The organism is Novosphingobium sp. LASN5T (assembly GCF_003856955.1).
Classification (GTDB): domain Bacteria; phylum Pseudomonadota; class Alphaproteobacteria; order Sphingomonadales; family Sphingomonadaceae; genus Novosphingobium.
Map to the genome: position 1 here is coordinate 70,306 of NZ_RQSI01000007.1, position 18,145 is coordinate 88,450.

The 18,145-nt window shown below is 67.0% G+C and carries 16 protein-coding genes; 12 read left to right on the forward strand and 4 right to left on the reverse strand.

Going from position 1 to position 18,145, the window contains the following annotated elements; genetic code table 11:
• Window positions 1-6: 6 nt before the first annotated feature.
• Window positions 7-792, forward strand: a complete 786-nt coding sequence (gene pcaD / locus EH199_RS06990) for a 3-oxoadipate enol-lactonase (protein ID WP_370449672.1) — start codon at window positions 7-9, stop codon at window positions 790-792.
• On the opposite strand, the gene EH199_RS06995 is transcribed toward pcaD, so the two are convergent.
• The 3 genes from EH199_RS06995 to EH199_RS07005 all read right to left on the reverse strand — a co-directional run bounded on the left by EH199_RS06995 (window position 785) and on the right by EH199_RS07005 (window position 5,180).
• Window positions 785-1,813, reverse strand: coding sequence for an AraC family transcriptional regulator (locus EH199_RS06995; protein WP_223806517.1), 1,029 nt, complete (start codon window positions 1,811-1,813; stop codon window positions 785-787). The genes pcaD and EH199_RS06995 overlap by 8 nt on opposite strands.
• Window positions 1,814-1,977: 164 nt before the next feature.
• Window positions 1,978-2,808 (reverse strand): SDR family oxidoreductase, encoded by an 831-nt coding sequence (locus EH199_RS07000; protein WP_223806518.1) that lies wholly within the window; start codon window positions 2,806-2,808, stop codon window positions 1,978-1,980.
• The gene (locus EH199_RS07005) at window positions 2,778-5,180 is read right to left on the reverse strand and encodes a TonB-dependent receptor (protein ID WP_124808563.1); all 2,403 of its coding nucleotides are present in this window, start codon (window positions 5,178-5,180) and stop codon (window positions 2,778-2,780) included. The genes EH199_RS07000 and EH199_RS07005 overlap by 31 nt, the downstream gene beginning before the upstream one ends.
• Window positions 5,181-5,440: 260 nt before the next feature.
• Here EH199_RS07005 and EH199_RS07010 point away from each other — a divergent pair, with 260 nt between their 5' ends.
• The 10 genes from EH199_RS07010 to EH199_RS07055 all read left to right on the forward strand — a co-directional run bounded on the left by EH199_RS07010 (window position 5,441) and on the right by EH199_RS07055 (window position 15,612).
• Window positions 5,441-6,922, forward strand: a complete 1,482-nt coding sequence (locus EH199_RS07010) for an NAD(P)/FAD-dependent oxidoreductase (protein WP_124808564.1) — start codon at window positions 5,441-5,443, stop codon at window positions 6,920-6,922.
• Window positions 6,923-7,119: 197 nt separating this feature from the next.
• Window positions 7,120-8,268, forward strand: coding sequence for an amidase (locus EH199_RS07015; RefSeq protein WP_124808565.1), 1,149 nt, complete (start codon window positions 7,120-7,122; stop codon window positions 8,266-8,268).
• Complete coding sequence (locus EH199_RS07020; RefSeq protein WP_124808566.1) at window positions 8,268-9,425, forward strand: acyl-CoA dehydrogenase family protein; 1,158 nt, start codon at window positions 8,268-8,270, stop codon at window positions 9,423-9,425. The genes EH199_RS07015 and EH199_RS07020 overlap by 1 nt, the downstream gene beginning before the upstream one ends.
• 37 nt (window positions 9,426-9,462) lie before the next feature.
• Window positions 9,463-9,822, forward strand: a complete 360-nt coding sequence (locus EH199_RS07025) for a hypothetical protein (RefSeq protein ID WP_124808567.1) — start codon at window positions 9,463-9,465, stop codon at window positions 9,820-9,822.
• Between the two features lie 42 nt (window positions 9,823-9,864).
• Window positions 9,865-11,118 (forward strand): Rieske 2Fe-2S domain-containing protein, encoded by a 1,254-nt coding sequence (locus tag EH199_RS07030; protein ID WP_124808568.1) that lies wholly within the window; start codon window positions 9,865-9,867, stop codon window positions 11,116-11,118.
• Entirely contained in the window at window positions 11,115-11,609 is a 495-nt protein-coding gene (locus tag EH199_RS07035) for an aromatic-ring-hydroxylating dioxygenase subunit beta (RefSeq protein ID WP_124808569.1), read from the forward strand. The genes EH199_RS07030 and EH199_RS07035 overlap by 4 nt, the downstream gene beginning before the upstream one ends.
• On the forward strand, window positions 11,606-12,349 hold the full coding sequence (locus EH199_RS07040; RefSeq protein ID WP_223806519.1) for an SDR family NAD(P)-dependent oxidoreductase: 744 nt from the start codon (window positions 11,606-11,608) through the stop codon (window positions 12,347-12,349). Before EH199_RS07035 ends, EH199_RS07040 begins: the two co-directional genes overlap by 4 nt.
• 96 nt (window positions 12,350-12,445) lie before the next feature.
• Entirely contained in the window at window positions 12,446-13,141 is a 696-nt protein-coding gene (locus tag EH199_RS07045; RefSeq protein WP_124808570.1) for a L,D-transpeptidase family protein, read from the forward strand.
• A gap of 44 nt (window positions 13,142-13,185) precedes the next feature.
• Window positions 13,186-13,638, forward strand: a complete 453-nt coding sequence (locus EH199_RS07050) for a MarR family winged helix-turn-helix transcriptional regulator (protein ID WP_124808571.1) — start codon at window positions 13,186-13,188, stop codon at window positions 13,636-13,638.
• A gap of 87 nt (window positions 13,639-13,725) precedes the next feature.
• Window positions 13,726-15,612: an FAD/NAD(P)-binding protein gene (locus EH199_RS07055; RefSeq protein WP_223806520.1), complete on the forward strand. Its 1,887-nt coding sequence runs from the start codon at window positions 13,726-13,728 to the stop codon at window positions 15,610-15,612.
• Here the strand turns inward: EH199_RS07055 and EH199_RS07060 are convergent.
• On the reverse strand, window positions 15,609-16,493 hold the full coding sequence (locus tag EH199_RS07060; protein WP_124808572.1) for a LysR family transcriptional regulator: 885 nt from the start codon (window positions 16,491-16,493) through the stop codon (window positions 15,609-15,611). The two genes, EH199_RS07055 and EH199_RS07060, sit on opposite strands and share 4 nt — an antisense overlap.
• Window positions 16,494-16,560: 67 nt before the next feature.
• Here EH199_RS07060 and EH199_RS07065 point away from each other — a divergent pair, with 67 nt between their 5' ends.
• Window positions 16,561-18,141: a glycerol-3-phosphate dehydrogenase/oxidase gene (locus tag EH199_RS07065; protein ID WP_124808573.1), complete on the forward strand. Its 1,581-nt coding sequence runs from the start codon at window positions 16,561-16,563 to the stop codon at window positions 18,139-18,141.
• Window positions 18,142-18,145 lie beyond the last annotated feature (4 nt).

Consider the following 18,145-nt stretch of genomic DNA (forward strand, 5'->3'; position numbering starts at 1 on the left):
ACGGGAATGGCGACGGTAGGCGATGGCTGCGCGATCGCGTGGCGCATGGACGGTCCGGAGGACGGAGCGGGAGATGCGCCGGTCGTCGTCCTGTCCAACTCGCTCGGCACCGCGATGGACATGTGGTCGGCGCAGGTGGCGGCGCTGGCCGCCCGCTTCCGGGTGCTGCGCTATGACACGCGCGGCCATGGCCGCTCCGACGTTCCGGCCGGCGCCTACGGGCTGGACCGACTGGGCCGCGACGTTCTCGATCTGATGGATGCGCTTGGCATCGCACGCGCGCATTTCTGCGGACTGTCGCTCGGCGGGATGACCGGCCAGTGGCTCGGCGTTCATGCGCCCGACCGGTTCGACCGGCTCGTGCTGGCCAACACCGCCGCCTACATGGGGCCGCCTTCGGGATGGCAGTCGCGCATTGCCAGCGTACTGGAGAACGGCATGGCGGGGATGACCTCGGCCATTCTCGAACGCTGGTTCACGCCCGAATTCCGCGCCGCCGCGCTCGGCGGCATCGCGCCGGTGCGCGAAGGACTGCTGGCGACATCGCCTGCGGGCTATGCCGGGTGCTGCGCCGCGATCCGCGACATGGACATGCGCCCGATCATCGGCCTGATCGACCTGCCCACGCAGCTGATCGCCGGCGCCCGCGATCCGGCCACGCCGTCGGCCGACGCCGAAGTCCTTGCCGCCCGGATTGCGGGATCGCAACTGGTCACGCTCGACGCCGCGCATCTGTCGAATATCGAACAACCCGCGGCGTTCAACGCCGCGCTGCTCGATTTCCTCAGTTGAGGTTGCGCAGCGTTTCCGAAGGCAGCTCGCCGAACATCTTGCGATACTGCGCGGAAAAGCGGCCGAACTGGTAAAAGCCCCATTTGCAGGCGACCGACGTAACCGATGTGCCCGGCTCTGCCTGGCGCAGATCGTCCCGTGCACGTTCCAGCCGCACGGCCTTGAGGAAAGCCATCGGCGAGGTGCCGCGAAAGCGGCGGAAGCCATCGAACAGCGCACGGGCGCTGACACCGCTCACATCGACCAACTGGTCCAGCGTCACCGGTTCGGCGGCATGGGTGATGATGAACTGCTCCACGCGGCGGACGTGGTGCGGGGCGATCTTGCACGGCTGCGGGCGCAGATGCTCCGAATAGTTGTTGGGGTGGCTTTCCAGCAGTTTCAGGATCAGCAGCGTTTCAAGGCTTCCCAGCACCGCGCGGCTTTCGCTTCCCGATGCGGCGGAAAGTTCCATGCTGAGCAATGAGGCATAGTGCCACCAGTGCGCGTTCTCGGCACTGACCGGCATCTCCTGCGCGAATTCGAGTTCGCGGCTGAGCGGACGGCCGATCATCATCGTGGCGTGATGGTCGAGCGCCCGGTTGCTGATCTGGACCACGCGCTGCGTGCAGTCGGCGGACCAGTGCATCCGTTTGAGATCGCGCGTGTTCACCACCGAAGCGATCGCCGGAGTGCTCAGGACGGTTCCCTGGCGTGTACCGATCTCGGCCATCCCCGCGAGCGGCTGCATCAGCAGCAGCATGTCCTCGTCCTCGATCCCTTCGATCGAGACTTCCGCGCCATAGGTCATCGCCCCGATGCCGATGTCGTTGAGGCGCTTGTGGTTGAGCCAGGCGTCGAGCCGCTCGCCGCGCCGCGCCACCGAGAGGTGGTGCGGGCAATAGGTCCGCGCGATGTGCTCGCGCACTTCGCTGAGGCTGTTGGACGAAAAGACGGCAAAGCCCGGCAATGTCTCGCAGGCATTGCCGCCTGTCATCATGGCAATCTGGCCGGCAAGGCCTGAAATGGAACCGCTGCCCACTGTTCCCCCCGTGATTTTGCTCCCTGTTTTGACAGTCAGGATCATACGGGCACCGTGGAGAGTCAATGGGCAGGGACGAGGCGCGAACCCCTGAATCCTGCGCCCGAAGGCTGCTTTCCGCGCTGGCATGTCACCGATGCGACAGGTGTGGCGCGGATCGGGGATTATGCGGTCATCAACCGGTCGATCGGATCCTCGCGCTGTTCCGGCCCCAGCGCCAGATAGCCGCCATCCACGGCCACTTCCGCGCCGTTCATGAAGCGCGCCGCGTCCGAGCAGAGAAAGATCACCACGTCCGCCACTTCCGCCGCGTCGGCGATCCGGCCGGGCATGTGGAACACCCCACCCACCGCATCGGCTTTCGCCCGATCGTCCGCGCTCATGGCAAGGATGGCGTTGGACCACGTCCACGCCGGCGTCACCGCGTTGACGCGCACGCCACGGCGCGCGAATTCCAGCGCCTGGCTGCGCGTAAGCTGCGCCACGGCGGCCTTGATCGCCGGATAGACGAAGCGCCCCTTTTGCGCGCGATGGCCGCTGACGCTGGAAAAGTTGACGATCGCGCCGGCATGGGCGGCAAGGTGTTCCTGCGCCAGTTGCGCGAACATCGCGCCACCGACCAGGCCGATGTCGAGCGCCTTGAGCCAGGTCTCGCGCTCCGTCGCCAGTCCGTCGTCGAGGTAGGAGGTCGTCACGTTGACGAGGAAGTCCAGCCGCCCGAACCGCGCGATCGTGCTGGCGATGCAGGCTGCGATCGCCGCGTCGGACGTGACGTCGGTTTCGACGAACAGGGATTCGGAGCCGAGATCGGCTTCGGCGCGCTCGCCGCCTGTGCGGTCTATATCCGCGATGACCACCCGCACACCTTGCGCGAGGAAGGCGCGGGCGACCGCCACCCCGATCAGGGTGGCGCCCCCGGCGATGATGGCGGTACGGCCCGCCAGTTCTTCGTACCGCGCCATGGTCAGAACGACCACTTGAGGCCGGCCGACCATTCGCGCGGCCGTGCGTAAAGCTTTTCGTAGAGCCCGAACGATGCGCCATAGACCCCCGTCTGAAGGTACTGCTTGTCGGTCAGGTTGGTCACGCCGGCGAAGACCGAAACCTTTTCGCCGGGGAAAGTGTAGGTCACGTTGGCGTTGAACAGGCTGTAGCCCGGTTGGTAGAGTTCGGGCGAATTGAGCGCGTCCATGTAGGCGCCCGAACGGTACGACCAGTCGATCCGCGCACGGACGTTGCCGCCGTTTGCGAGTTCCACGCTCTTGGAGACAGCGCCGCTCAAGCTCCAGTTGGAAACGCGTTCGAACTTCGACGCCAGCGTGATTTCGGCGGCGGCGGGATCGATCGCGGTGAAACGGGGGTGGAGATAGCCAAGGCTGCCTTCCAGGAACCAGCCGGCCCCAGCGTCGAGGCGGCCCTCCAGTTCCAGCCCCTTGATTTCGGCCGAAGCCGCGTTCTTGGTGACCGGAGCGATGCCGGTGAAGACCTGCACCTGCAGTTCATCGTATTTGGTCAGGAACAGGGCGCCGTTCAGCGTCAGGCGGCGGTTGAACAGCTTCGACTTGAAGCCGATTTCATAGGCTGTGGCCTTTTCTGCGCCGAACTGGGGAATGTTCGCCTGCGGCGGGAACACGCGCTGCACGAAGCCGCCGCTCTTGAACCCCTTCGAGAACGAGGCATAGGCCAGCACGTTGTCGGCCACATGGAACGCGATATTGGCGCTGGGCGTTACCGCATCCTCGTTGCGATAGGCGGTGACATAGGGCAGCACGCGCGTCTGCGGGGTGTTCGGGCTGGCCGCGATCAGCGCGCCGCCAGTCTTGTCCACCAGGATTTCCTGATCGGGAAGGAACGACTTCTGGTCCTTGGTGTAGCGCAAACCGAACGTCAGATCAATGAGCGGGATCGGGGTCCAGGTCGCCTGGCCGAATGCGGCATAGCTTTTCGTGGCGAACTTGCCGCCTGACCGGAAGGTCACCGGCGTGAAGTCCAGATTGTTGATATTGTTGCCGTTCTCGTTGAAGTAATAGAGTCCGACCACGTATTTCAGCTTGTCGTCGGCGGTATTGCCGAGCACCTGCAGTTCCTGGCTGAACTGGTGCTGTTTGAGGATGTCCGCCAGGTGCAGGATCGTGAACGGCGAATGATCGCCGTCGCGGGCATAGTCGCCGCTGACATGGCGATAGGCGGTGATCGACTTCAACTGCACCGGGCCGAGATCCCAGTCGATCACGGCCTGCGCTCCCCACAGGTCGTTCCTCGCATATTGCGGGCCGGTGCCGGCATCGGCACTGTCGCCCACGATGAAGCGATCGCTGAAGCAGGCCGCGGCATTGCCTTGTGGGCTGTAGGGCGCGAACGCGAAGCACGGCTGCCCGCCCAGCAGCGTGGCGAAATAGTTGTGCAGCAGCGTAAAGTTGTCGGTGGGCGCATCGAACGGAGGATTCAGCACATAGGCGCCCGCCGTGGCCGGGCTGCCGGGTGGCAGCATCGGCAGGTTCTGCGGGTTGAAGATGGCGGACTTGTACGTGACGCCCGAGAGCACGAAAGCCGGGCCGTTGGTGCGATCGCGCGTTCCTTCCACCGCAAGATTGACCTCGAACGTGCTGCTTGGCTTCCAGCGCAGGTCGAACCGGCCGGTCAGCGTGCCGACATCGCCCAACTCGCGGCCATCGACGAGGTGCCTGACGTAGCCATCGCGGTTGAAGGTGGCGACGGTGACCTTGGAGAACAGCGTGTCCGAAAGCGGGATGTTGGTGCTCGCCTTCACGTCGATGCGGCTGAAGCGGCCGGTCGTGACCTGCAGGTTGCCCGATGGCGTTTCATCCGGCTTTTTCGTGGTGATGCTGATCGCGCCGCCGATAGTATTGCGGCCGAACAGCGTGCCTTGCGGCCCGCGCAGGATCTCGACACGTTCGACGTCGACCAGATCGAGCAGTGCGCCGACCGAACGGGCGACATAGACGCCATCAACATAGACGCCCACGCCGGGTTCGGTGGTGGGCAGGAATTCCTTCTGCCCGATCCCGCGAATGTAGATCGCCGCCGACGATCCCGCACCGCCGAAGCTGGGGTTGTTCTGCAAGGTCATGTTCGGGGTGAAGCTGGCAAGGCCATCGATCTTCTGCACGCCGCGCGCCTCGATCGCCGCGCCCGAGAAGGCGGAGATGGCCAGCGGGACGGATTGCGCGCTTTCCTCGCGCTTGCGGGCCGTGACCACGATGTCGCCGGCCAGCGGATCGGCCGCGGACGCGCTTTCGGTGGCAGGTGCGGCCGCCTGCGCCATGGCGATGCCGGGCAGGGCAACGGATGTGGAAAGGGATACGAGCAATCCCGCAAGGCGCGGGCCATTGAACAGAGCAGTCATATTTCCCCCCAGGGATCACGGAAGATCGCTTGATCCGTTCGGTCGACGGAGTGGGGTGCATCTCGTCACGGGTTGGCACGGGGGAATATTCAGCGGCTGCAGGCAATGTGCGTCCAGTGCGACTTTGCATGCGTTTGCCGCAGGCGGCGCGGGCGTGCCGTGCAAATGCTGCCGCCCGCGCACAATCCACGCACTGGGCGCATAGGCCGCCCGCGCCGCGAAACCCTACCCGATGTCCTGTCGCATAGGGGATAGACAGGATGGCAGGAACAATCGCGATCGTGGGTGCGGGCATTGCCGGGCTGTGCACCGCCAAGACGCTGGCCGCGCTCGGGTTCGAGGTGACGGTGTTCGAAAAGGAGCCGGATCTCGGCGGGGTATGGTCATCCTCGCGCCGTTATCCGGGCCTGACCACGCAGAACCCGCGCGAGACTTACGCCTTTTCCGACTGGCCGATGCCTGATGACTATCCGGAATGGCCGTCGGGCGCGCAGATGCAGGCCTATCTGGCGAGCTATGCCGATCATTTCGGAGTAACGCCCCGCATCCGCTTTTCGCACACTGTCCTGGCGACGCGCGAACGCGCGGATGCGCCGGGCTGGACCCTGAAGCTTGCCGGCCCCGGCGGCGAGACGGAACAGTCGTTCGACTGGCTGATCCTGTGCAACGGGATCTTTTCGATCCCCGCAGTGCCGCCGTTTCCGGGTACGGACGCGTTCGAGGCGGCGGGGGGCCGGGTGCTGCATACCAGCCAGTTCACCGATCCCGCCCAAGCCAGCGGTCGCCATGTTCTGGTGGTGGGCTACGGCAAGTCTTCGTGCGATGTCGCCAACGCCATCGCCGCGCGCAGCGCCAGCACCACGATGGTGGTGCGCCATCTGATCTGGAAGATACCGAAGCGCATCGGCAATGTCCTCAATTTCAAGCACCTGTTCCTAAACCGGCTGGGCGAGGGGCTCTTTCCGTGGATGGAGCTCAAGGGGTTCGAGGCGTTCCTGCACGGCTCCGGCCTGCTCGGGTTCGGAAAATTCATCCGCAATGCCTTGCTGGCCACGGTGCAGGGCGTGATCGGCCGCCAGCTTGGCCTCAAGCGGATCGGGCTGGACCCCGGAACGCCGCTGGAAACCATCGCGCGCAGCACGGTCAGCCTCGTCAGCGACGGCTTCTACGACAAGGTGGCCAGCGGCCAGCTCGGGTTCGAGCGCGATGCCGAGATCGTCCTTTTGGCGCCCGGCCGCGCGACGCTGTCTAACGGCCGCGACCTGCCCGCCGATCTGGTGATCTGCGGCACGGGCTGGCATCAGCGCGTCGATTTCCTGCCCGATGCGACGCGCGCCAGGGTGACCGACCGTCAGGGCAATTTCCGTCTGTACCGCTCGATGGTGCCGCTGGGCGTGCCGCGCCTGCTGTTCAACGGCTACAATTCGTCGTTCTTCTGCCAGCTCAACGCCGAAATGGGCGCGATCTGGATCGCCGCGCTGCTGACCGGCCGGCTCACCTTGCCCGATGAACCGGCGCAGGTTGCCGATATCGACCGGCGGCTGGCGTGGATGGACGCGCGCACCGGCGGCCGCCATTGCAAGGGCACCAATATCGTGCCGTTCTCGATCCACCATGTCGACGAACTGCTGGTCGACCTTGGTCTGGAACTGCCACGCTCCGTCCGCTTGGCCCAATGGATGCGGACGGTTCGCGCGTCTGACTTCGCGAGCGTCGGGCGGCGTTTCCGGGCGGGCGTTTAGGTCTGCCCGCGAGGCGTTCGTCCGTCCTGGCGCGTCTCATCCGCCGGTCGCGCGGGAAGATACCGACACATCGAAACGATGATTCGTGCGGATCGCACCCTTTTCACTATAGCACTGAATCTAATGCATATTAAGATACTTGAATATTCAAGTATCTAGGGTAAGCTCTTCGTCATAACGGGGAGAAACCGACGGACATGGCGGACGCCATCATCATTCAGGCGATGTCGCTTGGCGGCGACGGACTGCGGGTCGCGGTCAAGGATTCGCTCGACATCGCGGGCTATCCCACGCGGGGCGGCAGCGCCGCGCTGGCGGATGCGCCCCCGGCCGCGCGCCATGCTGATGTGGTGCAGGCCGTGCTCGATGCCGGTTGCCGGATCATCGGCAAGGCCAACATGCACGAGCTGGCCTATGGCGTGACCGGCGTAAACGGCTGGACCGGGACGCCCGTCAATCCCTTGTATCCCGGCCACGTCCCTGGCGGTTCCTCCAGCGGTTCGGCGGCGGCGGTCGCGGCCGGGCTGTGCGATTTCGCGCTGGGCACCGACACCGGCGGATCGATCCGCACACCGGCCGCCTGCTGCGGCGTGTTCGGCCTCAAGCCCACATTCGGCCGGGTCAGCCGGCAGGGCGCGCACCCGGCGGTCTCCTCGCTCGATTGCGTCGGGCCGTTTGCCGGCAGCGTGGCGATGCTGGAGCGGGCGATGGCGATCATCGATCCCACGTTCGAGATCGCGGAAAAGCCCGTGACCATTCGGCTCGGGCGTGTGGCCTGCGCCACTGACCCGGCGGTCGCGCAGGCGTTCGATGCGGCGCTCGCTGGCTCCGCCGCACATCTCACGGAAAGAATGCTGCCGGGCATGGACGCGGCGTTTGCCGCCAATATCGCCATCATCGGCGCGGAGACCTGGGCGGCGTTCGGTTCGCTTACGGCATCGCCAGACATGGGTGAGGACGTGCGCCAGCGCCTGCTCAACGCCAGCAAGGTGACGGCTGACGATCTGGCGAAGGCGGAGGACGTGCGCGCGCGGTTCCGGGCCGAAGTCGATGCCGCGCTGGAAGGCGTCGACGCGCTGGTGCTACCGACCATGCCGGTGTTCGTGCCCACGCTGGAGGACGCCGCCGACGCGGCCGCGATGCTCAAGCTGACCGCGCTGGTGCGGCAGTTCAACCTGTCCGGCCATCCCGCGCTGTCGATCCCCGTGGCGACGCCTACCGGACTTCCGATCGGTATCCAGCTGGTTGGCCGCATCGGTGGCGACGCCGCGCTGTGTGCCGTGGCGCGCGCGCTGGCGCCGTCGCTGGATATTCCAACCTATCTGCAACGAGAGGAGCAGGCCTGATGAACGTGGCACTCGATGTCCGCAAGGACGTAAACGCGCTGGACCGCCTCTTGCTCGCGGTGCGCGAACAGCGCGAGACGTTTTCCGAAAGCCAGCAGGTCAGCGCGGACGTGGTCCGCCTGATGCGCGAGGCCGGCATCTATCGCGCCATGGTGGCAAAGCGCTTTGGCGGGGACGAGATGTCGCCGGCCAGCTTCCTGCGCCTGATCGAAACGATCAGCCAGGTCGATGGCTCGTCGGGCTGGGTCGCGAGCTTCGGCTTTTCGGCGGTCTATCTGTCCGCGCTGCCGCTGCCGACGCTCGAAAAGATGTACGCCAACGGGCCGGACGTGATCTTCGCCGGCGGCATCTATCCGCCGCAGCGCGCGGTGCCGGTCGCTGGCGGGCTGGAAGTCTCGGGCCGCTGGTCATGGGGCAGCGGCTCGACCGGGGCGGACCTGATCGGCGTGGGCATCAAGGTCGAAAACGGCGCGAACAGCGGCCCTTATGCGGGGCTTCCACTGATCGCGGTGATGCCGGCGGGCAAGGTCACGATCGAGCGCAACTGGGACGTCAACGGCCTCAAGGGCACCGGCAGCCATGACATGGTGGTCGACAAGGTGGTCGTGCCGGAGGAATGGACGTTCGTGCGCGGCGGGGCTTCGAGCCTCGATACGCCGCTCTACCGCTATCCCTCGATGCCGCTGGCGGCGCAGGTGCTGTCCGTGGTCGCGCTCGGCACCGCGCGGGGCGCGCTCGATTGCCTGATCGAGATGGCGGGCGGGCGCACCTCGATCACCGGCGCGCCCACGCTGGCGGACCGGGCCTATCTGCAGACCGACGTGGCCAAGGCCGAAGCCGCGCTGCGCTCCGCGCGGGCGTTCTTCTACGAGATCACCGAGGAAGCCTACGATACGCTGGTCGCCGGCGACGATCTCAGCATCGAAACACGCGCCCTGCTCCGCCTTGCCTCGACGCAGGCGGCGCGGGTGGGCGCCGACGTGGCGCAGGCGGTCTATCGCCTGAGCGGCACTACCGGCATCGCCACGAACCACCCGATCGCCCGCCACCTGCAGGACGCGATGGTCGTGCCCCAGCACGCGTTCCTCTCGGACGGCACCTGGCAGAACGCCGGCCGCGTGCTGCTGGGCCTCGACGCCCCCGCCGGCTTCCCATGAGCACCCGCACTCCAGACCTTCAGCAAGGATCCCCGAAATGACCGATACCAAGCCTCCGCTTCGCGTTCTGTTCTGCGGCGCCGTGCTCCAGAACTTCTTCGACCTTCCCGCCGCCGAGATCGGCAAGGTCTGGCAGGCGACCGGCGAGATGCTGAAGGGCATCCGTGATTTGCCGGGTGTGACCGTGCTCGGCACGATCGACGACGATCAGACCATGGTCGGCACATCACCCAACGGCTGGCCGTGGACGTTCTATATCCTCGCCGAAGTGCCCGATCGCGATACGGTCGTTGCCGCCTGCAACCTGTTCCGCACGATCGAGGTCGGGGAACATCGCCTGTGGCGCTACATGCGCGTCGAAGCGCGGATCGGGCGCGAGCTGGTGATCCCGGCGTGACCTTTCGATCGATCCTTTGTTCCAGCCCGCAAGGAGGTCTGCATGACTGATCCAGCGAACACATTGGTGCGCGAAGACCGCGTGCACACCAGCCTCTATACCGATCCCGCGCTGTTCGACGCGGAGATGGACCGGATTTTCAAGAACAGCTGGGTCTGGGTGGCACACGCCAGCGAACTGCCCGGCCCAAATACGTTCAAGACCGCGCATGTCGGGCTGGAGCCGGTGATCGTCACGCGCGACAAGGCGGGCGAAGTCCACGTGCTGCTCAACCGCTGCCGCCATCGCGCGGCCAGCGTGTGCGAGAAGAAGAAAGGCAAGGCCTCGGTCTTCGTCTGCCCATACCACGGCTGGAGCTATGCCCCCGACGGCGCGTTGCGCATGGTGCCGCACGCCAAGGGCTATCCCGCCGATTTCGACAAGGACGAGTTTCCGCTGCTGTCGCTGCGCACCGAAAGCTACAACGGCATGATCTACGCGACCTTCCGCGACGACATCATGCCGCTGGAGGAATGGCTTGGCCCGGCGCGCAAGTGGATCGACCTGTTCATGAAGCAGGGCGCGGGCTTCGGCGTGAAGGCGCTGGGCGAACACAAGTTCCGCTTCCCCGGCAACTGGAAGATCCAGCTCGAGAACACGACGGACGCCTATCACTTCCCGATCGTCCACAAGACCTTCCTCGACAGCCTGGACGAGGAGACCGAGGACGTGTTCGACGTGCTGGGGCAGGGCGGCTGGGTCGAGGACCTGGGCAATGGCCACTCGGTCATGGTCATGATCCCCGATCTCATCGATCTCGAGGACAACCTCGACGCGCCGATACCCGAACGCTTCGCCGCGCTGGCCGATGAACTGCGCGCCGAGGGGCATGACGAGGCGCTGGTACGCAAGGTCGTGCGCGCCGTGGGCGGCACCGGGTTCAACCTCAACATGTTTCCCAACATTGCCTGTTCGATGGCGTTCTTCCGCGTGCTGCGGCCTGTCAGCGTGGACGAGACCGAGATCCAGCACATCGCCATCGGCATGGACGGCGGCCCCGCGCCGGCGAACCGGATGCGCCTGCGGCTGCACGAGCACTTCCAGGGGCCGATGGGTTTCGGCACGCCCGACGACGCCGAAGGCTGGGAGCGCGTCCAGCGTGGCGCGCAGGCCGGGCAGGATGTGTGGATCATGGTCAATCGCGGCGTCGCCGCGCCCGATGGCGTGGCCGAGCCGGGCCATAACGCGGGCGACGTGTCCTCCGAAACGGGAATGCGCGCGGCTTACCGCATGTGGAAGAGGATGATGGAAGCATGAGCGCTCCGGCAACGATCACAGCCGCGATCGGCCTGGACGAGGCCGCCGTCTTCATCTGGGCGGAAGGCGAACTGCTTGACCGGCTGGCCTACAGGGAATGGCTGCCGCTGTGGGCGGGCGGGCACTATGTGATCCCGATCGACCGCGAGGCCAGCGACCCGGCCGATGCGCTGAACATCGCCTATGACGACGCGACGATGCGCGAAGCGCGGGTCAAGCGCCTGCTTTCGGGCTTCTCGATGTCGTCGGCCCCGCCGGCGCGGACGGTGCGCGCCGCCTCGCGATTCGTGGTGGAGGACAGCGCGCCCGGCGCGCTGACGGTGCGTTGCGCGCAGATTCTTGTCGAATACAAGTATGGCCGCACCCGCACGCTGGCAGCGGACGTGACCTACCGGCTCGTCCGTACCGATGCGGGGCTCAGGATGGCGGGCAAGACCATCCTGCTGCTCAATTCCGACGAGGATCTGTTCGGCATAGGATACCTGCTGTGAAGCGCGATACCGTACTGGTCACCGGGGGGGCGAGCGGCCTTGGCGCGGCGATCGCCCGGGCCTTCCACGCCGCCGGCTTCAATGTGGGGATAGGCGATATAGACGCGGACGGCGCGGTGGCGCTGGCGCGCGATCTCGACGCCAGCGGCGAGACCGCGACGGGCATCGCGCTGGACGTGCGTGATCAGGCCGCGTTCGAGGCGGCGCATGGCCTGCTCGTCGCGCGCTGGGGCAGCGTGGAAGCGCTGGTGAACAACGCCGCGCTCACTGCCGCGCGCCCGGTGCTGGATATCACGCCCGACGAGTTCGACGCCGTGCTCGCGGTCAACCTGCGCGGCACGTTCGTCGGCAGCCAGGTCTTCGCGCGCGCGTTCAAGGCGGCGGGCTATGGCCGGATCGTCAATCTGGCCTCGCTGGCCGGGCAGAACGGGGGCACGGCGACGGGCGCGCATTACGCGGTGTCGAAAGGCGGCATCATCACGATGACCAAGGTCTTCGCGCGCGATCTGGCGCCGTTCGGGATCACGGTCAACGCGATCGCGCCGGGGCCGCTCGATACGCCGATGGTGCATCGCACGGTGCCGGCGGACCGCATGGCGCAGTTCCTGACCAACGTGCCCGTCGGCCAGATCGGCGATCCCGCCTTCATTGCCTCGATGGCGGTCCGGCTTTGCGCGCGCGATGCCACCTTCATCACCGGCGCGACCATCGACATCAACGGGGGCCTTTACATGCGGTGAGGATCGCGTCGCCGGGGAATTTCATTCCGCGGCGGTGGCAATGACAACCTGCTGGTGACTCCGGTCACCGGCATGGTTAACACGAATCCCATGGTCATGACGGGCTTCCGATCTGTTGCGGCGCTGGGGCTGATCGCGCTCGCCTGCGCGGCGCCTTGTATTGCCCAGACCGCGCCGCAGTCCGCACAGCCATCCTCCCCGCCGCCGCCCTCGTCATCCAGCGCTATCGTGGTTACCGCGCCGCCGCCCGCGCCCGGCTCCTATTGGCTGGACGAAGGGCCGTGGAGCGATCCGGTTCGCATCGTCGTCGGTCTGCGGCGGCAGACGCTGGCGGTCTATGCGGGCGACCGGTTGATCGGCATGGCGTCCGTATCGACGGGCAGGAAGGGGCACAGCACGCCGGAAGGAGTTTACGCGATTCTGCAGAAGCAGAAATGGCACCGCTCCAACCTCTACAGCAACGCGCCCATGCCGTTCATGCAGCGGCTGACCTGGACCGGCATCGCGCTGCATGCCGGACACAATCCCGGCCACCCCGCCAGCCATGGGTGCATCCGTATGCCCTATGCCTTTGCCCGCGAGTTGTACGATCTGACGCGGATCGGCTCGCAGGTTCGCGTGACGATGGACGATCTGGCGCCGGCGCTGGCGGTCGATCCGGCCGCGTTCGATTTCGGTGCTGACGGAGAGGTCACCTTCCGCTTCGCGTCGGACACCTATGATTCGCGCATTCCGATGGAACGGATAGCCCCGATCCTTGCCGTCGATCCCGGCATCTACAACCTCTATTGAGGCGGTCGTTGCAATCCGGCGCGCCGGGCGGCAAACGCGCGGACATGACCGAGAGTTCGCCTGCTTCGCGCCCCGCGCACTTCGATCCGCGCGGCTGGCCGTTCTTCTGGATGACGCAGGCGGTGGGCCGCTACCTGCGCAAGCTGGAACAGCACCTGAAGCGTGAGGGGCTGGATGTCGCGCGCTGGCGCGTGCTGATGTCGGTCGGCAACCGCCAGCTTGGCGTGAGCGAGATCGCCGACCTCGCCATCGTCAAGCTGCCGACGATGCTCAAGCTGATCCAGCGCATGGAAGCGGATGGCTTGGTGCAATGCGCCCCGCGCGCATCGGACGCGCGCTATACCGACGTGTCGCTGACGCCGGCGGGGCAGGAAGCGTGCGATCGGGCCTGGACCGTGGCCAACGCGATCTACCAGACCGTGTTTCACGACATCCCCGCCGAGGACGAAGCCCATCTCAACGATGTGCTGAAACGGGTGTTCGAGCGGCTGGGATAGCCGCGCCAAACCCGATCGCCCGATAAGAACTTGCCCGAAGCGGATTAAGCAGGCTTGATCCCCGCAGAGCGTGCGGGGGGTATGGCGATGGGCGACGGCGAAGCGCGGCGGCTGGGGATGGATCTACCCATCGCGCGCCGGGATTTCATGCAGGGAATGGCCGTGGCGACGGCGGTGGGCGCGATGCCGGCCGCCGCCTCCGGACAGGTTGGCCTCGCGCCGGACGCGGCATCCTATCCGCCTTTGCGCACCGGCCTGCGCGGACAGTATCCGGGCTCGTTCGAGGTAGCACACCTGGCGCGCGACGGCGGTTTCACCGGCCCCGTCGCGGCGGACGATACCGGCGAGCATTACGACCTGGTGGTGGTCGGCGGCGGCATATCGGGCCTTTCCGCCGCGTGGTTCTATCGCAAGGCGCTGGGGCCGGACGTGCGCGTACTGGTGCTGGACAACCACGACGACTTCGGCGGCCATGCCAAGCGCAACGAGTTCCGCCACGAGGGGCGCACGATCCTGGCTTACGGCGGCACGATGAGCATCGAGACGCCGTTCCCCTACAGCCATTCGTCCAAGGCGCTGCTGGCGGACCTTGGCGTGGTGCCATCGACGTATGCGCGCTACGACCGCTCGGCGCAGGTCTATGCCGGGCTGGGGCAGGGGGCGTTCTTCGATAAGGAGCACTTCGGCGCGGATCGCACCGTTGCAGGCATGAACCGCCGCCCGTGGGCGGAGTTCTTCGCCGCCGCGCCGCTGACCCCGGCGGTGCGCGCGGACCTGACGCGGCTCTATACCGACAAGGTCGATTACCTGCCGGCCCTCGCGCCCGAGGCGAAAGTCGCCGCGCTCCAGCGCATGAGCTATGCCGATTTCCTGCTGAAGCACGCGCGGCTGCGGCCCGAAAGTCTGCCCTGGTTTGCGGGTATGGCGTTTCGCAACAACATGCGCGTCGATACCTGCCCCGCCTATACCGCCGCGCGCGGTGGCCGGTCGCCCGGCTTCGCGGGGATGGCGCTACCGCATCCGATCGAGGCGGAGGCGGAGCATTTCCACTTTCCCGATGGCAACGCCTCGATCGCGCGCCTGCTGGTCAACCGTCTGGTGCCCGGCGTGTTCGGCCCCGCCGCGCTCGATCAGGAGACGATCGTACGCGCGCCGGCCGACTATGCGGCGCTCGACCGGCCTGACAACGCGACGCGCGTGCGGTTGAGCAGCACGGCGATCCGCGTCGAGCATCTCGGCGCGCCCACCGTGCTGACCGAGAAGGCGGTACGGGTCGTCTACATGCGGGACGGCAAGCCCCGTTCGGTCACCGGCGCGAACGTAATCCTGGCCTGCTTCAACAACATCATCCCCCATATCGTGCCCGAACTGCCGGAGGAGCAGAAAGCTGCGCTGCGCTATCCGTCCAAGGTGCCGATGCAGTACACCAATGTCCTGCTGCGCGACTGGAAGGCGTGGAAGGCGCTGGGCGTGCGCTCGATCAGCGCGCCCAATGGCTATCACACCTCGGCCTCGCTCGACACGGCGATGGCGATCGGCGGCTATGCCAGCGCGATGGACCCGGCCGAACCGGTGGTGGTGCACATGGTGCGCAATCCCAACCAGCCCGGCCTTTCGCGCAAGGACCAGAATCGCGCCGGTCGCGCCGACATGCTGGCGACGCCGTTCGAAACGATCGAGCGCGAAATCCGCGCCCAACTCCAGCGGATGCTTGGCGCGGGCGGGTTCGACGCGCGGCGCGATATCCTGGCGATCACGGTCAACCGCTGGCCGCATGGCTATGCCTATACGTATGACACGCTGGGCGATCCGGACATGCCCGATGCGCAGCGCCCGCATGTGATCGGTCGCCGCCCGCTTGGGCGCATCGCCATTGCCAACGCCGATGCGGGCGCGGCGGCGTTCACCAATGTCGCGATCGACGAGGCGGAGCGCGCGGTGCAGGAATGCCTCGTCAGCCGGGGGCTGACCTAGGCCGTACCCCGCAGGATGGTCACGAAGGCCGATACCAGCGCGCTGCGGCTGCGGTTACGTAGAAGGTGGATGGCATCGCGCGTCTGTTCGCCCTCCGGCAGCGGTAGCGTGGCGAGCGTGCCGTCGGCGCAGGCGCGCGCCGCCAGCGATCGCGGCACGACGGTGATGGCCAGGCCGCTGCGCGCCATGTCGAGGCAGGCGGCGGTGGAATCCAGCTCGTAATCGGGGAACAGGCCGGCGGCGAAGCGCGCGCGCAGGGCACGCGGAAAGTTGCTGCCCGGTGCCGGGCGGGGCAAGGCCCAGCGCCAGGCCGCCGTGTCGGGGCGTCCTTCGGCGGCCAGCAGGGGATGATCCGCGCGGCAGACCACCACCAGCGGCTCGGACGGCAGGGGAATGCATAGCACCTCGTCGGCATGGCCTGATGTCGCGAACTTGGCGCGATCGCACACCACCAGATCGAGGCGCCGGTCCACCAGCGTTTCCAGCAGTTGCTCCGACGGCCCGCCGGTCACGGTTATCCGCACCGCCGGGTGATCGCGCGCGAAACGGATGATGGCGTCAGTCAGCAGGGGTTGTAGGGGATAGGGGCCGGCGCCGATGCGGACGGTGCCGGTGGTCGGTTGCTTCAGGCCGCGCGCTTCCTGTTCGAGATTGGCGGCGGCGGCGATCACGTCGCGCGCGGAACGGATCAGGCGTTCGGCGGCGCCGGTCGGCCGGACATAGTGCGTCGAGCGGTCGAACAACGGGGCATCCAGTTCGCCTTCCAGCTTCTGGATCGACCGCGTCAGGGCGGACTGGGTGAGGCCAAGCTCGTCCGCCGCCCGCGCGAAATTGCCGATGCGGTAGAGCGTTTCGAAATGGCGGAGCCGGCGCAGGTTCATCAACAGTCACCATATCATTCCTGTTTTGCATTACCAAGCCATCGGACATTCGCGTAGCGTACAGCGCATGAACGGCACTTTCCTTGACTCGCGGACCCGGCGCGCCACTTTCGCGCGGCTGGAAGCCGGCGTGTTCGATCTTGCGGTGATCGGTGGCGGGATCACCGGCGCCGGCATTGCCCGCGATGCCGCGATGCGGGGCCTTTCGGTGGCGCTGGTGGAAGCGCGCGATTACGCCAGCGGCACCAGCAGCCGCAGTTCCAAGATGATTCATGGCGGGCTGCGCTATCTGGCGCAGGGCGATGTGGCGCTGGTCAAGGAGGCGGCTTCGGAGCGGCAGATCCTGCGCCGCATCGCGCCGCATCTCGCGCGGCTGACGCCGTTCCTGATCCCCACCGTGTCGATGGCGATGGCGGCCAAGCTGCGCGCCGGGCTGTGGACGTTCGAAAAGCTGGGCGGCGTACCCGAAGCCGAACGGCACGAGGCGATCGGCCTCGCGGAATTGCGCCGGCGCGAACCGCTGATGCGCACCGATGGCCTCAATGGCGCTATCCTCTATCCCGAGTTCCTGACCGACGACGCGCGGCTGGTGCTGGCCAATATCCGCGCCGCGCAGGCGGCGGGCGCGGTGGTCCTCAACTATGCGGCGGCGGCGGAACTGACCGGTAACGGCCTCGTGGCGCGCTCCACGCTGGAGGGCGAGGCGCTGGGGGCACGGGTCCGCGCGAAGCTGGTCGTCAACGCGGCGGGCGCGTGGGTCGATCGCGTGCGGGCGCTGGAAGCGGGGGAGGGCGATACGCGCCTTTCGCTCAGCCGCGGCATCCATCTGGTGCTGCCCCGCGCGCGCGTCCCTGTCAACGCCACGCTGATCCTGCGCGCGCCGGACAAGCGGAGCATCTTCGCCGTGCCGCGTGGCGCGTTCACGTACCTTGGCACGACCGATGTGTTCCACACGGGATCGGATTACTGGCCTGCGCCCGAACGGTCCGACATCGACTATCTGCTGCGCGCGACGGAGAAGGCGCTCGACATCGCGCCTATCAGGGATGGCGAGATCGAGGCGTTGTGGTCCGGCGTGCGGCCCCTGATCGCGCAGCCCGGCAAGAAGGCCAACGAGGTTTCGCGCAAGGACGAAATCTGGACGTCGCCCGGCGGGCTGGTCTCGATCGCGGGCGGCAAGCTCAGCGCCTATCGCGCGATGGCCGAGCGGGTGGTCGATCTGGTGGTCGAACGTACCGGCGCCGCTGCCCGCGCCTGCGCGACGGCGGATGTGCCGTTGCCCGGTGGGGAGGCGGCTCCCGATCTGGCGGGCATCGCCCCGGTCGCCGCCGAGCGGCTGGCGGGACTTTACGGCAGCGAGGCGCCGGAAATCGTCGCCGATGGCGGCGATGTCGCGGCCGAAGCCCGCCGCGCGGTCACGCACGAAGGCGCGGCGACGCTGGAGGACTACTGGGTGCGCCGCAGCGCGCGCGCGTGGTTCGATCACGGCGCGGGGCTGGATGCGCTGGAGCCGGCGGCGGCCGCGATGGGGTTGCTGTTGGGGTGGAGCGCGCAGGAGCATGCGGATCAGGTCGCCCGGTGCCGCGCGCTCGAACGGGACAGCCGGCGTCTGCTGGAAGCGACGCCGGGGATGGAAATACAAGCCTGACACG

Coding starts and splice junctions, on each gene's coding strand:
- EH199_RS07020 (WP_124808566.1), top strand. CDS start 8,268: ATGAACGTGGCACTCGATGTCCGCAAGGACGTAAACGCGCTGGACCGC.
- EH199_RS07050 (WP_124808571.1), top strand. CDS start 13,186: ATGACCGAGAGTTCGCCTGCTTCGCGCCCCGCGCACTTCGATCCGCGC.
- EH199_RS07030 (WP_124808568.1), top strand. CDS start 9,865: ATGACTGATCCAGCGAACACATTGGTGCGCGAAGACCGCGTGCACACC.
- EH199_RS07045 (WP_124808570.1), top strand. CDS start 12,446: ATGACGGGCTTCCGATCTGTTGCGGCGCTGGGGCTGATCGCGCTCGCC.
- EH199_RS07000 (WP_223806518.1), bottom strand. CDS start 2,808: ATGGTCGGCCGGCCTCAAGTGGTCGTTCTGACCATGGCGCGGTACGAA.
- EH199_RS07005 (WP_124808563.1), bottom strand. CDS start 5,180: ATGACTGCTCTGTTCAATGGCCCGCGCCTTGCGGGATTGCTCGTATCC.
- EH199_RS07015 (WP_124808565.1), top strand. CDS start 7,120: ATGGCGGACGCCATCATCATTCAGGCGATGTCGCTTGGCGGCGACGGA.
- EH199_RS07060 (WP_124808572.1), bottom strand. CDS start 16,493: ATGAACCTGCGCCGGCTCCGCCATTTCGAAACGCTCTACCGCATCGGC.
- EH199_RS07065 (WP_124808573.1), top strand. CDS start 16,561: ATGAACGGCACTTTCCTTGACTCGCGGACCCGGCGCGCCACTTTCGCG.
- EH199_RS07025 (WP_124808567.1), top strand. CDS start 9,463: ATGACCGATACCAAGCCTCCGCTTCGCGTTCTGTTCTGCGGCGCCGTG.
- EH199_RS07055 (WP_223806520.1), top strand. CDS start 13,726: ATGGGCGACGGCGAAGCGCGGCGGCTGGGGATGGATCTACCCATCGCG.
- pcaD (WP_370449672.1), top strand. CDS start 7: ATGGCGACGGTAGGCGATGGCTGCGCGATCGCGTGGCGCATGGACGGT.
- EH199_RS07010 (WP_124808564.1), top strand. CDS start 5,441: ATGGCAGGAACAATCGCGATCGTGGGTGCGGGCATTGCCGGGCTGTGC.
- EH199_RS07035 (WP_124808569.1), top strand. CDS start 11,115: ATGAGCGCTCCGGCAACGATCACAGCCGCGATCGGCCTGGACGAGGCC.